We start from the raw sequence: 13762 nt of genomic DNA, 5'->3' as shown, positions 1-13762 counted from the left end.
ACGCTTGCCTCAAGGATGGGCAGTCATGTCGAGTTCGCCGGTGATGCGAATGCCGGCGCCGTCGACGCTGTAATTGCGATTCAGGAAGATCAGCACCGAGGTCATCGCCTCGGCCGCCGCCGAATTCGCTAGCGCGCCGCCGTGCAGGCCGCGCAGGCCCGCGGCCTCGGCGAGTGCGACCGCCCGGGTGCGTGCATCCTTGTCGTCGCCGAAGACGAGCACGTCGCAGGCGACGGTCTCGTCGGTGGCGAGCTTGTGGGCCGCGACATTGTGGAAGGCGGACACCACGCGGGTGGCGTCTCCCAGCACCTGCTTGCGCGCGCAGCGCGGCACAGCCCTCCGGGGGCATCTGCACGCGCATCACCTTGGGCGGAATCAGCGGGACGGTGGTGTCGATCACGATCTTGCCGGCGACGGCGTCGCGGATCTCTTCGAGCGTCGCGACCTGCGACGCGAAGGGCACGCTGACGACGATCAGGTCGGCGAGGGCGGCTACCTCGGCATTGCGTCCCGACTCGACCGTTGCGCCGGTCTCGGCGCACAGCGCGGAGGCGGCTTCCCGGGCCTTGCCGGCATCGCGCGAACCGATCGCCACGTGCAGGCCGGCCTTCACCCAACGACGGGCGAGCGCCGCGCCCAGCTTGCCCGTGCCGCCGATCACGCCGATCGTGCTTGTACTGTCGATGACCATCTGTCCGTCTCTCCTTTGAGGTCGGCGGAGGCCCGCGTGAGCAGGCCGATCCCTATGCCTGCCACGCTAAGAGAGGGGGGGCAGGACGGCATCGTCCGATCGGACGAGCCGCTCTGCACTGGCGTTCAGCCGCCCCGCGGCGGGCGCAGGCTGCCGATTTGCAGGTGCCGGCTCAGGTCGCCAGTGAAATCGAGATGACGGTAGTCGCGTTCGACGAATTGCCAGGCCCCGTCGATGCGGGCGAAGCGGTCGAAGTATCGGCCGCTGGCGATCACCTGCAGCGGGAAGCCCTCAGTGGCCTGCATCACCGTGTAGCACGAGCGCGCCCGCGCGGTGCCGGCGGCCTCGTCGATGTCGAGGATGGGATTGGTGATCAGGTGTCGCGTGCGCGGCGTGCCGCAGGGATGGATGATCAGGATGCGGCGCCACAGCGCGAGCAGGCCCGTGGCGTCGAGCGTCGCCGTGCCCGTCTCGATCCGCGCATGGCGGAACATTGCTGCGGCGTCCTCGAGGCGACCTTCGTCGATGGCCTCGGCGTAGCGGTAGAGAAGGTTGCAGATGTCCAGCGCGTTGGTTCTCATCGGGGTGTCCTGTGCGGAATCGGCGACTGCGGGCCGGTGGCATGCTGCCCCGGCCCGCGTCGCGCTCAGATGGCCAGCCCGGCGAGCATGCCCGACTTGACCGCGCCCTCGATGTAGCCGAGCTGCGCGCCATCGCCGACGGCGCTCACCGGCATGCCGGCCGCTTCGAGCGACCGCGCGAGGCTGTCGTCCGGGCGCGCACCTACGGCCAGCACCACCGACTCGGCCGCGAGTTCGTGGCGATTGCCTTCGGCGTCGGTCCAGGTCAGTTTCTTCTTGTCGATCGTTTCGACCTTCGCCTTCGTGTGCAGCACGACCCCGTGCTGGCGCAGGGTGTCGAGCACGCGCCAGCGGCGCACGATGGAGAGCTCGCGTCCGAGGCTGGGGCCTTCCTCCAGCACCACGACCTCGCGGCCGCGGTCGACGAGGAACTCGGCCAGTTCGACCCCCACGAGGCCGCCGCCGATGATCGCCACCTTCTTGCCGAGCGGCATCCATACCCGCGACAGGTTCTGGATCGCATCGGTGCTGTCGGTGGCGCCAACCAGGCTGCCGGCCTTCATTAGCGCGCGCTGGGCGAGCGAGAGCTTGCGCTTGGCGATCTCGTCGGCGCGGTCGCCGGTCATCAGACGCCTCAGCTCGTCGCCCGACCACACGTGGTCGAGTTCCGCACCGGGGATCGGCGGGGCGTTGCGCTCGGCGCCGCTCGCCACGATCACCGAGGTCGCCCCCAGCGACTTGATCAGCTCCGGCGTCGCCGCGGTGTTGAGCCGCACATCGACATCGAGCTTGCGCATCTGCGTGACGAGATAGTCAAGCAGGGCGCCGTTTTCCGCATAGGCGAGCGCGGCGAAGAACAGCGTGCCGCCCAGCCGCCCGCTGCGTTCGAGCAGCGTGACCTTGTGGCCCCGCAGCGCCGCCGCGCGCGCGGCCTCCATCCCACCCGGACCGCCGCCGACCACGACCACGTGGCCGGGTTTGGCAGCCGGCGCCAGACGGATCTCGGCCTCGTGGCCGGTCAGCGGATTGACCGCGCACTTGACGCGCTCGTTGATGAAGATCTGGCTCACGCAGGCGTAGCAGTAGATGCAGGGGCGGATGTCCTCGGGGCGGTCCTCGGCGAGTTTCTTCGGCAGCTCCGGGTCGGCGAGCAGCTTGCGCGCCATCGCGACGAAGTCACACTGGCCGGCCGCGACCGCGTTGTCCGCCACCTCCGGCTCCAGGCGGCCGACGGCGATCACCGGGATCTTCAGCCCTTCCTTGATCTCGGCGGCCCAGTGCAGGAAGCCGGCCTTCTGCTGCACCAGCGGCGCCTCGGTGAAGGCGACGCCGGTGCTGGTATTGGCGTACGCGGACACGCTCACGGCATCGCAGCCGGCGTCCTCGGCCATCTTCGCGAAGACCTTGGCCTCGTCGAGCGTGATGCCGCCGTCCATGCGCAGCTCGCAGGCATCGAGCCGCAGCCACACCGGGTAGTCGGCACCGACGCGGGCGCGCACCGCGGCGATCACCTCGCGCAGGAAGCGGCCGCGATTCTCGATCGAGCCGCCGTACTCGTCGTCGCGCTTGTTGAAGTAGCCGGACAGGAAGCCGGCGATGATGTAGGTGTGGGCGGCGTGGATCTCGACACCGTCGAATCCGGCCCGCCGCGCGCGATCGGCCGCCGCGGCGAACCACTCGATCATCTGCGCGATGTCCGCCTTGTCCATCACGCGAATCTTCACGCCGGCCTTCTCGCGGCTCTTCGACGAGCTGATGAAGGCGCCCATCTCCTCCTGCGTCAGCGCGGCGAACATGTCGGTCTTCAGCGCCGGCGGCATCGACGGCACCCACAGCTCGCGCCCCTCGGCGAGGTCGCGCACCGCGGTCTTGCCGGCGTGCTGGAGCTGGATCGCGATCTTCGCGCCGTGCTGGTGTACGCGCTCGACGATGCCCATCAGTCCGGGGATGAATTTGTCGTCCGACAGGCCGACCTGGTAGGGCTCCGCCGTGCCGTGCGGGTAGGCGATGGCGCCCACCCCCATGGTGATCAGGCCCGCCCCGCCGGCGGCGCGCGCCTCATAGTAGGCCTGGATGCGTTCGCCGCAAGTACCGTCGGATTCGGCGAAGTTGGACCCCATCGGGGCCATCACGATGCGGTTCCTGAGCTGCATGCGGCCGATGCGGCCCGGTTGCAGCAGGTTGTCGAAATCTCCCATGACTCGGCTTACCCCTTGGTCAGAAAATCGATGCAACTGCGGTTGAAGAGGTCGCGGTGCTCAACCTGGACCCAATGGCCGCACTGGTTGAGCAGGATCATGCGCGCGTGGCGGGCGTTCGCAAGCACCTTCAGCGCGCCCGTATGCGGGTTGAACTTGTCGTCCGTCCCCCAGAAACCGAAGATCGGCACGGCGATCTCGTGCAGCCGTTCCGTCATGTTCGGCACCATCATGGTCGAGAACAGGTTGGCGGGCTGCGACGGTGCGATGGCCGAGCGTTCATTGATGATCGTGTCGTCCAGCAGGGCCGGATCGAATACTTGCAGGCTCATCACATGACGCATCTCCACGGGCCCCATCGGCCCCTTCGCGAAGGTCTCGACCATGCGCACGATGCCTTCCATGCGGAAATAGGTCTCGCGCTCCTCGACGCCGCCCGGTGCCATCAGGATCAGGCGCTCGACCGTCTCCGGATGCGCGAGCGCCTGTCCCAGCGCGATCGCGCCGCCGAGCGAATTGCCGAGCAGGGTGCAGCGATCGACGCCGATCGTCTTGAGGAAGCCGTGCAGGCAGGCGACAAAGAAGTCGAGGTTGTACTGCACGTCGGAGGGCTTGTCCGAGCGCCCGAAGCCGGGAAGGTCGAGCACGATGTTGCGGAAGCCCGCCTCGGCGAAGGCCGGATAGTTGCCCTTGAAGTTGCTGTAGCCGCTCGCGCCCGGGCCGCTGCCATGCAGCCACACCACCACCGGGCCCTTGCCGACGTCGAGGTAATGCAGGCGCAGGCCGTTCTCGAGATCGGCGAACCGGTCGAGGGGGATGGGCAGATCGGGCGAGGTCATCGAGAAGTCTCCGGGTGGGTCAGGGGTATCTGTCTTGTTCAATTGCGCGCTCAGGCTCGAGCGGGGGCGCCGGCGATCACCGCAGTGCCGCCGAGCAGGCGGCGGCGATACCGCGGCAGGGCGCTCAGCAGGCAGATCGCGGTCAGAACGTAGAGCACGACGGTGCTGGCCAAGGCGTAGCGCAGCGCCTCGTGGCCTACGCGGTCCGCGAAGAGGTCGCTCAGTCCGCCGACGACGAGCGGACCGAGGCCGACGCCGAACAGCGTCATGCCCATGACGAAGAGCGCCGTGGCCTGACCAAGGCGATTCGGAGGGAAGAGATGGCTGATCGCGCCGAAGCAGGGTACTGCCCACCAGGTCGCCGTGAAGCTGAAGCCGAGATAGAACAGGAAGGCTTCGGGGATCGCCAGCGAACCGACGTGAAAGGCGACGCCTGCCGGCCACAGATAGAACCCCAGCCCGAACGGTACGCTGATCAGGCAGCCGATGGCGGGCACGCCCAGTTGCCAGCCAAGGTCGCGTGCCACCAGACGGTCGGTCAGGTTCCCGCAAAGCAAGGTGCCGATCGTCGACATGATGCCTCCGCCCAGTCCGACCAGCAGCCCGGCGTCCTGCATGCTCAGCCCGTGCGAGCGGATCAGGAAGCTCGGGTTCCAGGTGCCCATCGCATAGCCCATGACGGCCGCCAGCGTGCCGGCGGCAACGATCAGCAGGAAGGCCGGCATCGCAAGGAGTTCGCGCAGTGTCCGGCGCCAGTTCTCGCCGACACCGCCGCCGTTCGTCGCGGCAGCCGAAGGCGGGCGTTGCGTGCGCACCGTGAGCAGCAGCAGCAGGCCGAGCAGCACCCCAGGCGCGCCGATCACGAAGAAGGCCGTGCGCCAGCCATAGGTCTGCGCGATCCAGCCGCCGAGCCCGAGACCGAACACCGCGCCCAGGCTGGGGCCCATCAGGAACACCGACAGCGCGCGCGAACGCTTGTCCGCCGGATAGAGATCCGACACCATCGCCACGGACGGCGCCGTGCCGCCAGCCTCGCCCACCGCGACGCCGATGCGGAACAGCAGCAGCATCGCGAAGCTCGTCGCCACGCCGCACAGCATGGTCATTGCGCTCCACGCGATGCACGCCAGCGCGATCACCGGCTTGCGGCCGATGCGGTCGGACAGGCGGCCGAAGGGAAAGCCGAACACGGTGTAGAAGATCGCGAACGCGACGCCCGACAGGAGGCCGATCTGGGTGTCGGAGACGCCGAACTCGAGTTTGATCGGCTCGATCAGGATCGAGATCACGAGACGATCGATGTAGTTGAAGACGTAGATCGTCGCCAGCATGAACAGGGCGTAGTGCGTCTGCAAGGTCACGCGATGCGGACTGCCGGGGCTCGTGCTCACTGCCTTGTCTCCTGAGATCGATGTCTTTCCTCGACGCGAACGGCTCCGTCCGCATCCGTGCCGGCAATTCTCCCGCTCCCCTGCAAGGGGGCATCGTCCATTCAGACGAATCGACCTTCGGCGCCGCTGATATCGTTTGCGAACAGGCGGGCCGAGGATGCCTGCATGCAATCTCAGGAGAAGCGGAATGGACCAACACGACGTGGCGCAGGGGCGCCGTGACTTCCTGAGAGCGGGCGCCGCGCTGGGCGGCGCTGCGGCGATGGGGCTGGGCGTCTGCGCGCCGGCTGCGGCGCGGCCGCAATCCTCGCTGCCGCTGCCGCTGCCCGAGTACGAGCGCTGGGATGCGACCGAGATCGCGCGCCTGATCCGGCGCGGCGACGTGAAGCCGAGCGAGGCGCTGGAGGCGGCCATTGCGCGCGCGGAAGCCTATTCGGCCATCAACGCCCTGACGGTCCCGCACTTCGAGCTCGCGCGCGAGCAGGCGAAGGCCCTCGACGCCGCCGGCAAGGCGGAGCGCGAGAGCCGTCCGGTGCTTTCCGGCGTGCCCTTCGCACTGAAGGACTTGTCCGTCGCGATGAAAGGGACGGTGACCACCAACGGCTGCGCTTTCTTCAAGGATGCGCTCGCCGACCATGACTCGACGCTGGTGCAGCGCTACAAGGCGGCGGGGCTGAACATCTTCGCCAAGCTCGCGTCACCCGAGTTCGGCCAGACCGGGACCACCGAATCGCGCCTGTTCGGCGCCACGCGCAATCCGTGGGACCTCGGGCGCAGCTCGGGCGGCTCGTCCGGCGGCGCCTCCGCAGCCGTTGCGGCGGGAGTACTGCCGGTCGCACATGCGAGCGACGGCGGCGGATCGATCCGCATCCCGGCGTCACACTGCGGCCTGTTCGGACTCAAGCCCAGCCGCGGCCTGATCCCGATGGGGCCGGGGGCGCTGGAAGGCTGGATGGGGCTGTCGGCTCACAACGTCATCAGCCGCAGCGTGCGTGATACCGCGCTGCTGATGCAGTTGAGCCAGGGCCCGGAGGCGGGAACGCGTGCGGCACCGGCCACCTCGGACCTCATGAAGGCGCTCGGCAAGTTCCCGAAGGGACTGAAGATAGGCCTCTTCGAGACCAATCTCTTCGGCATGGGCGTGCATCCCGAGTGCCTCGAAGCCGTGCAGAAGGCGGCGACCCTGTGCGCCGGGCTCGGCCACCACGTCGAACCGATCTCGCTGCAGCAACTGCCCTTCCTCGAGATGTTCGGGGGCATGGGCGTGATGACCGCCACCGGCATGCTGTACACGGTGCGGGCGCGGGAGAAGCTCCTCGGGCGTCAGGCGCAGGGCAATCGCATCAAAATGCGGATGCCATTGTCGTTGACCCACTGAAAAAACCGTTAACAGTCAATGGATTACGCCGGGGCTGTTCACAGGATCTTGATTTGTGTAGTTTTCTGTCTTTTTGGGGTGACTCATGGAGACGGGAAATCGGGGAACTGGAAGCGAGAAGTTGTCGCTGGTGGAGGCGTTTTCTGGCCTTCCTGATCCGCGTGTGGCGGGACGGTCGAAACACGACTTGGTGGAGATACTGGTGATCACGGTCTGCGCCCTGGTGTGCGGGATCGACGACTTTGTCGGCGTTGAAGACTGGTCCAAGGAGCGCCTTGACTGGTTGCGGCGCTTCTTGAAGCTGGAGAACGGGATTCCGTCGCACGACACTATTGGCCGTCTGTTCGGGCTGCTGGACAAGAAAGCGCTGGAGGCAGGGTTCCGCCGCTGGGTCGGCGGCGTGCTGCCGGCGCTGGCCGAAGGCACGGTCGTGGCGATCGACGGCAAAGCGAGTCGGCGCAGTCGTCAGGCGGGCAAGCAGGCATTGCACATGGTCAGTGCGTTCGCCGCCGAGGCCGGATTGGTGTTGGGGCAGGAAGCCTGTGCCGAGAAGTCCAACGAACTGACCGCGATTCCCGTCCTGCTGGAAGCCCTGATGCTCAAGGGTGTCATCGTCACCATCGATGCCATGGGTACCCACGCCAACATCGCCCAATCGATTCGGGACAAGGAAGCCGATTACGTCCTGTCCGTGAAGGACAACCAGCCGACCCTGGCTGAATCGATCACGACCTTCTTCGAGATCGGCCAGTCCGAGGGCTGGAAAGCGACCAGGCACACCTACGTCGAGTCGGTCGAGAAGGATCACGGCCGTCTGGAAGTGCGCCGCTGCTGGGCCTTCGATCAACTGGCGTGTTTGGCCAATCCGCAGCAATGGCCGGACCTCATGATGTTCGGGGTGATTGAGGCAGAACGGACGATCAACGGCAAGACCAGCTGCGAGCGTCGCCTCTATATCGGCAGCATTGCCGCCGATGCCGCAACGCTGGCGAATGCGGTTCGCAGTCATTGGGGCATAGAAAATCGTGTTCATTGGTGCCTCGATGTCGCCTTGAACGACGACCAGATGCGTGCCCGCGTAAAGAACGCCGGCGCCAACCTCGCCATCATTCGTCGTCTTGTCCTCAATCTCTTTCGCCTCGACTCTTCTCGAAAAACCGGCATCCACACTCGACGCATCATCGCCGCCTCTTCCGACTCCTACCGCGAAACTATCTTGGGACTACAGGGGATTTGATGCGATTGCCCTGGCGTCAGGCGCGCGAGGACGAATTCGAGCCGATCAACTGGCTCTCCCAGCAGAAGGCGCAGAAATACTCTGCCGAACAGCTCTATGCGGCGCGTTCGGTGTTCGATCAGGCGGGGCGGATCTTCGACGAGGTGTTCGGGCGCTACGACCTGATCCTCTCGCCCACCACCGCCGCACTGCCCCCGAAGCTGGGCGAGCTGTCGCTGGACCAGCCCTTCGACGATTTCGCGAAGCGCGCGGTGCTCGCCTCGCCCTTCACTGCGATGTTCAACATGAGCGGCCACCCGGCGATGTCCGTTCCGCTGCACTGGAGCGCGGAAGGGCTGCCGATCGGCGCGCAGTTCGCCGCCCCCTACGGGGGGGAGGCGCGGCTCATCGCGCTGGCCGCGCAGCTGGAAAAGGCCGCGCCATGGGCTGACCGCCGCCCGCCCGCGCTGGCGTGACCTTGGATCGCATCGCATGAGCCCATCGCACTCAACAGGCATTGCCGTCGTCGCCGAAGCGCTCGGCGCGGCCGGATTGACCGTGTATGTGACGGGCCGCAGCGAGCAGGAGGGAGACTGTCGGGTGGGAGACGCGCGCCTCGGCGGCACCATCCACGCCACCGCTGCGGTCGTCACGGCCGTCGGCGGGCGGGGGATCGCCGTGCACTGCGACCATGCCGACGACGCGCAGGTCGAGGCGCTGTTTGAACGCGTCGGGCGCGAACAGGGCCGGCTCGACGTTCTCGTCAACAACGCGATCTACATCGACGACAGCCTCATCGAGCCCGGCCCGTTCTGGACCAAGCCGCGCAGCCAGGTGCGCATCCTGGAGGTCGGCCTGCGCTCAAGCTACATCGCCGCACATTGCGCCGCGCCGCCGAACTCGGCTTCGCGGTCACACCCACGGCCGCGACCGCATAAATGCCTCGGCCGTTAAGTGTTTCTCAGGAGCATTCTCTCCTTGGGACGCGAAACCGGGCCTCGAGCCCGGTTTTTTTCGACCGTTGTTGTGAGCTTTGAATGGCACCCGAATCTGTGCGGGCGGTAGAACCGGTGGTTGGAATCCTGCTCGCGGCCGGCTGCGGGAGCCGCTTCGGCGGAGACAAGCTGCTCCATCCCCTTCCAGACGGCACGCCGATCGGCGTGCGTAGCGCGATGAACCTCAGGGATGGCATTGAGACTATGGTTGCGCTGGTGCGTCCGGACGACGTCGAATTGCGTCGCCGTCTCGAAAGGGCAGGCATCGAGTGCGTCGTGAGCGAAAATGCGGCAGAAGGGATGGGGTCGACCATCGCGTGCGGGGGTCCGGGCGACCTGCGGCGCAGCCGGATGGGCGGTCGCACTCGGCGACATGCCCCACATCGATCCCCAGACTATCCGGGCCGTTGGAGATGCACTTGCAGCGGGAGCAGAGATTGCCGCACCCCGGGTGGACAGCATTCGCGGGCATCCCGTCGGATTCTCCACGGCGTTTCGTGAAAGCTTGCTCGCCCTAACCGGCGACGCGGGAGCTGGCAGGATCGTTGCAGCAAACTCGCATCAGCTGACCACGATCGACTGCGACGATCGAGGCATCCTGGCGGACATCGACACCCCGGCCGACATCTCGCGTTAGGCTATTCGGCGCAGATGCGCTGCGCTTCGGATAAGTGGTGTCGCCCCGGCTTCGAAATATTCGCCGCGCAGCCGGGCGACAAGCTCGCTGACGCTTGGGACGTCGTGGATCGTCCCGAGGCCCTGGCCCGCCGACCAGACGTCCTTCCACGCCTTGGGCTTGCGCTCGATCCCCGCGAACAGGTCGTCCTTGCCTCCGTTTTCTCCCCTGATGAGTCCGTCCGGGTCGATACCCGCTGCGAGCACGCTGTTCCTCAAGTAATTGGCCGAGATGCCGCTGAAGGCGGGGGTGTAGAGGATGTCGGCGGCAGTGTCGCGGACGATCATTGCCTTGTGGCCGGGGTCGGCCGCGGATTCGTGGGTGGCGATGAATCGCGTGCCCATGTAGCCGAGATCGGCGCCGAGAACTTCGGCGGCACGCAGGCTGCGGCCGGACGACAGCGCGCCGGCGAGCACCAGCGGGCCGTCCCAGAATTCGCGCACCTCGGAGACGAACGCGAATGGCGACAGCGTGCCGCCGTGGCCGCCTGCACCGGCGCAGACGAGGATCAGCGCGTCGACGCCGGATTCGATGGCCTTGCGCGCGTGCGCGACGCTGATGACGTCGTGCAGCACGATGCCGCCGTAGCTGTGAACCTTGTCGACGACCTTGTCCGGGCGGCCGACCGAGGTGATGACGATCGGGACGCGATGCGCGACGACGCGCCCGAGATCTTCCTCCTGCCGCGGATTGGATTTGTGCAGGATGAGGTTTACGCCGTGCGGCGCGGCGCGGGTATCGGGATGCGCGTCGTTCCATGCGTCGAGCTCGGCGTGGATGCGCTCGAGCCAGTCATCGAGCGCTGCGGCGGGGCGGGCATTGAGGCTGGGGAAGGTGCCAACGACACGCTCCTTGCACTGGGCGATCACGAGTTCTGGGCCGCTGGCGAGGAACATCGGGGAGCAGATGAGGGGCAGGGACAGGCGCCCCGCGAGGATCTCGGGAATGGGCATGGCGGGTTTCCGGGTTCACTGCAGGGCGCCGGCGGCGACTTCGCGCGCCCAGGGATAGTTCGCCTTGCCGGCCGCCGAGCGCTTGACCTCCGGCACGAGGACGATGTCCTTGGGGATCTTGTAGTTGGCCATGTGCTGCTGGCACAGCACCCGCAACTGCTGCGGGTCGAGACACAGGCCGGGGCGGGGGGCGACGACGGCGACGACCTTCTGGCCCCAGCGCGGGTCGGGAAGGCCAACGACGAGGGCATCGAAGACGTCGGAGCTCATGCGCAGCACTTCCTCGACTTCCTCGGGAAAGACCTTCTCGCCGCCGGTGCTGATGCAGTTCGATCCGCGCCCGTAGATGACGATCGCCCCATTATCGGCGAGCGTCGCGGCATCGCCGGTGAGGACATAGCGCCTGCCGTCGAGCGTGACGAAGGTTTGCGCGGTCTTCTCCGGATCGCCGTAGTAGCCGAGTGGCAGGTAGCCGCTGCGCGAGAGGATGCCTTGTTCTCCCGGTGCAGCGAGGCGATTGCCGTCGACGATCACCGCGAGGTCGGGCCGTGCGGCGATCCGGATCATGCCGCCGTCCGCGGGCTTGCTCCCGAGTCCGAGTTGTCCGCCTTCCGAAGACCCTATGCCGTCGCTGAAGAAGACGTTTTGGGGCAGATAGGCTTTGAGCGCTTCCTTGTGGTGATTCGAGAGCACCGCGCCGCCGTTGCCGAAGATGAAAAGCGTCGAGAGATCCCAGCGCGTCGGATTTGCGTTGAGCGCGTCGAGCAGGGGGACGGCCATCGCGTCGCCCACGATGGTGAGGCCGTTCACCCGTTCGCGCACGATGAGGTCGAGAATGTGTTCGGCATTGAAGTGACGCTGCTCGTTGAGCACCACGGTGTGCCCCGCGAATAGCGACACCATCGTCGCCCAATGGGCGGCGCCGTGCATGAGGGGGGCCACCGGCATGAAGCGCATCGGCGCGCCCTTGCGGATGCGGTCGGCGAGCTGCTCGGGTGTGGCGATTGGCCCCTCGGCCGGAACGTAGGAGGCGCCGCCGCCAAGGCTGCCGAAGAAGAGATCCTTGTGCGGCCACATCACGCCTTTCGGCTTGCCCGTGGTGCCGCCCGTGTAGAGGAGGGAGATGTCGTCGTCGCGGCAGTGCACGTCGCGCAGCACCGACGGATCGGCGATCAGCGTCTCATCGTAGGGCGTCGCGCCGGCAAGGGCGGGCGTGCCGCCGCCGGTGCGCACCTTCACGCGCAGTGCGGGCGCGGCATCGAGGGCTTCGCCGACGGCCGCTTCGAGTTCGCCGCTGTAGAACAGCGCCTTCACACCGGCGTTGTCGTAGAGGTAGCGCAGCTCGTCCGCGACGTAGCGGTAATTGATGTTGGCGGGCACGGCGCGCACGCGGCAGGCGGCGAGGAAGGCCTCGAGGTATTCGGCCGAGTTGTACATCTGCAGGCCGACCACGTCCCCCGGGCCGATCCCCTGTCCGTGCAGCCAGGCGGCGAGGCGCTCGACGCGCTCGGCCATCTGCCCGTAGGAGTGGCGGCTGTCGCCGATCACGAGCGCGTCCCGCTCCGGGACGGTTTCGGCCGCGATCGCGAAGAGGTCGGCCAGGCTGAAGCTGCGAGGGGTCATGGTGTCTCCGGTGTAATCGTTGTTGCGGCCGATCAGGCGATCGCGCCGTCGGCCTTGAGTCGTGCGATGGCCTCGTCGGCCCAGCACAGTTCGCGCAGGATTTCGTCGTTGTGTTCGCCCACGATTGGAGGTGTGCGGTCGAGGCTGAAGCGGTAGTTACTCATCTTCACCGGGAAGGCGAAGTAGGGCGCGCTGCCTCCATCGGGGAGCGGGGTGTCCACGGTCATCCCGCGCGCCCGCGTGTGCGGGTGCGCCAGGACTTCGTCGATGCGCAGCACGGGGCTGACGCAGGCATCGACGCCGTCGAAGGCGGCCATCCACTCGGCAAGCGTGCGCTGCTTGATGGTCGCCGCGACCTGCGCCTTGACGGCGGGACCGGCCTTGCCGGACGCCCAGCCGCTCTTGATGAGTTCCGGGCAGCCCGCGGTCTGGCAGAAGTTCTGCCAGAACTTCGGTTCCAGCGCCCCGACCGCGAGATGCCGGCCGTCGGCCGTTTCGTACGTCCCATAGCAGGGCAGGGCGCCGCTCAGCGTGTCGTGTCCGGCCGGGATCGCACGCTGGTACGTGTGCAGGCCGGCGAGGGGCTGAACGTTGAGCGCCATCGCGCAGTCGGTCATCGAAACGTCGATGAAGCGCCCTTCACCCTTGCGTTGCGCATCGAACAGTGCGGCGAGGATTGCCATCGCAGCCGACAGCGCGCCGCCGGCGAGATCCGCGATGGGGAAGTTGCCCGGATGCGGGCTGCCAGCTGCGGGAGCGCTCTGTTCGAGGATGCCCGCGTAGCTCTGGTAGTTGATGTCGTGGCCGCTCAGGGCGGCGAGCGGCCCGTCCTGTCCGTAGCCGCTGATCGCGCAGTAAACGAGCCGCGGATTGATGGCATGAAGGGCGTCGTAGCCGAGACCTAGCCGTGCCATCACGCCGGGGCGGAAGCCTTCGACAAGGATGTCCGCATCACGCACCAGCGCCAGGATCACTTCGCGCCCGCCCGGCGCCCTCAGGTCGATCGCGAGCGAGCGCTTGTTGCGATTGACCGCGAGGAAGAAGTGCGAAATGGGCGTGCCTTGCGGGCCGCGCGCGGCCTCGCCGGTACCGAGCGGCTCGACCTTGATCACTTCGGCTCCCATGTCCGCCAGATGCAGCGTGCACATCGGGCCGGGCAGGAGCTGGGTGAAGTCGAGCACCTTGATGCCGCTGAGGGGTTTCGTCGTCATGGGGGTTTCC

General features: G+C 67.1%; 14 protein-coding genes and 1 pseudogene. 6 read left to right on the top strand and 9 right to left on the bottom strand.

From position 1 onward, the window contains the following. Positions 1-9: 9 nt before the first annotated feature. From GO606_RS14555 to GO606_RS14530, 6 genes and pseudogenes are all read right to left on the bottom strand, one after another. Positions 10-333 carry a Rossmann-fold NAD(P)-binding domain-containing protein gene (locus GO606_RS14555; RefSeq protein WP_246979644.1) on the bottom strand — a complete coding sequence of 108 codons (324 nt, stop codon included), beginning with the start codon at positions 331-333 and terminating at the stop codon, positions 10-12. Between the two features lie 106 nt (positions 334-439). Next, a pseudogene (locus GO606_RS14550) lies at positions 440-691 on the bottom strand (NAD(P)-binding domain-containing protein); the annotation flags it as partial. Between the two features lie 125 nt (positions 692-816). After that, a complete protein-coding gene (locus GO606_RS14545; RefSeq protein WP_169120136.1) occupies positions 817-1272 on the bottom strand; it encodes a nuclear transport factor 2 family protein in 456 nt (151 codons plus the stop codon). Between the two features lie 65 nt (positions 1273-1337). Further along, positions 1338-3470, bottom strand: coding sequence for an oxidoreductase (locus tag GO606_RS14540; RefSeq protein WP_169120134.1), 2133 nt, complete (start codon positions 3468-3470; stop codon positions 1338-1340). A gap of 8 nt (positions 3471-3478) precedes the next feature. Further along, a complete protein-coding gene (locus tag GO606_RS14535; RefSeq protein WP_169120132.1) occupies positions 3479-4309 on the bottom strand; it encodes an alpha/beta fold hydrolase in 831 nt (276 codons plus the stop codon). Positions 4310-4359: 50 nt separating this feature from the next. After that, the gene (locus tag GO606_RS14530) at positions 4360-5700 is read right to left on the bottom strand and encodes a spinster family MFS transporter (protein ID WP_169120130.1); all 1341 of its coding nucleotides are present in this window, start codon (positions 5698-5700) and stop codon (positions 4360-4362) included. 187 nt (positions 5701-5887) lie between these two features. Here GO606_RS14530 and GO606_RS14525 point away from each other — a divergent pair, with 187 nt between their 5' ends. The 6 genes from GO606_RS14525 to GO606_RS14500 all read left to right on the top strand — a co-directional run bounded on the left by GO606_RS14525 (position 5888) and on the right by GO606_RS14500 (position 9926). Further along, positions 5888-7078 (top strand): amidase, encoded by a 1191-nt coding sequence (locus tag GO606_RS14525; RefSeq protein WP_246979612.1) that lies wholly within the window; start codon positions 5888-5890, stop codon positions 7076-7078. An 85-nt stretch (positions 7079-7163) separates the two neighbouring features. After that, positions 7164-8315 carry an ISAs1 family transposase gene (locus tag GO606_RS14520; protein ID WP_246979353.1) on the top strand — a complete coding sequence of 384 codons (1152 nt, stop codon included), beginning with the start codon at positions 7164-7166 and terminating at the stop codon, positions 8313-8315. Further along, entirely contained in the window at positions 8315-8770 is a 456-nt protein-coding gene (locus GO606_RS14515; protein WP_246979611.1) for an amidase family protein, read from the top strand. The genes GO606_RS14520 and GO606_RS14515 overlap by 1 nt, the downstream gene beginning before the upstream one ends. Before the next feature lie 16 nt (positions 8771-8786). Then, positions 8787-9248, top strand: coding sequence for an SDR family oxidoreductase (locus GO606_RS14510; RefSeq protein ID WP_169120193.1), 462 nt, complete (start codon positions 8787-8789; stop codon positions 9246-9248). An 83-nt stretch (positions 9249-9331) separates the two neighbouring features. Next, on the top strand, positions 9332-9790 hold the full coding sequence (locus GO606_RS22165) for a nucleotidyltransferase family protein (RefSeq protein ID WP_425532214.1): 459 nt from the start codon (positions 9332-9334) through the stop codon (positions 9788-9790). After that, positions 9672-9926, top strand: a complete 255-nt coding sequence (locus GO606_RS14500) for an NTP transferase domain-containing protein (RefSeq protein WP_425532218.1) — start codon at positions 9672-9674, stop codon at positions 9924-9926. Before GO606_RS22165 ends, GO606_RS14500 begins: the two co-directional genes overlap by 119 nt. Here GO606_RS14500 and GO606_RS14495 read toward each other — a convergent pair. Genes GO606_RS14495 through GO606_RS14485 form a run of 3 tightly spaced genes read right to left on the bottom strand, consistent with a single transcriptional unit; the run spans position 9923 to position 13752 of the window. Beyond that, positions 9923-10918, bottom strand: coding sequence for an NAD(P)H-dependent flavin oxidoreductase (locus tag GO606_RS14495; protein ID WP_169120195.1), 996 nt, complete (start codon positions 10916-10918; stop codon positions 9923-9925). The genes GO606_RS14500 and GO606_RS14495 overlap by 4 nt on opposite strands. 15 nt (positions 10919-10933) lie before the next feature. After that, positions 10934-12541 carry an AMP-binding protein gene (locus GO606_RS14490; protein ID WP_169120197.1) on the bottom strand — a complete coding sequence of 536 codons (1608 nt, stop codon included), beginning with the start codon at positions 12539-12541 and terminating at the stop codon, positions 10934-10936. 32 nt (positions 12542-12573) lie between these two features. Then, entirely contained in the window at positions 12574-13752 is a 1179-nt protein-coding gene (locus tag GO606_RS14485) for a CaiB/BaiF CoA transferase family protein (RefSeq protein ID WP_169120199.1), read from the bottom strand. Positions 13753-13762: the final 10 nt, after the last annotated feature.

It is taken from the genome of Aromatoleum anaerobium (genome assembly GCF_012910705.2).
In the GTDB taxonomy this organism is placed as follows: Bacteria; Pseudomonadota; Gammaproteobacteria; order Burkholderiales; family Rhodocyclaceae; genus Aromatoleum; species Aromatoleum anaerobium.
This window is presented reverse-complemented; position numbering and strand designations above follow the sequence as displayed.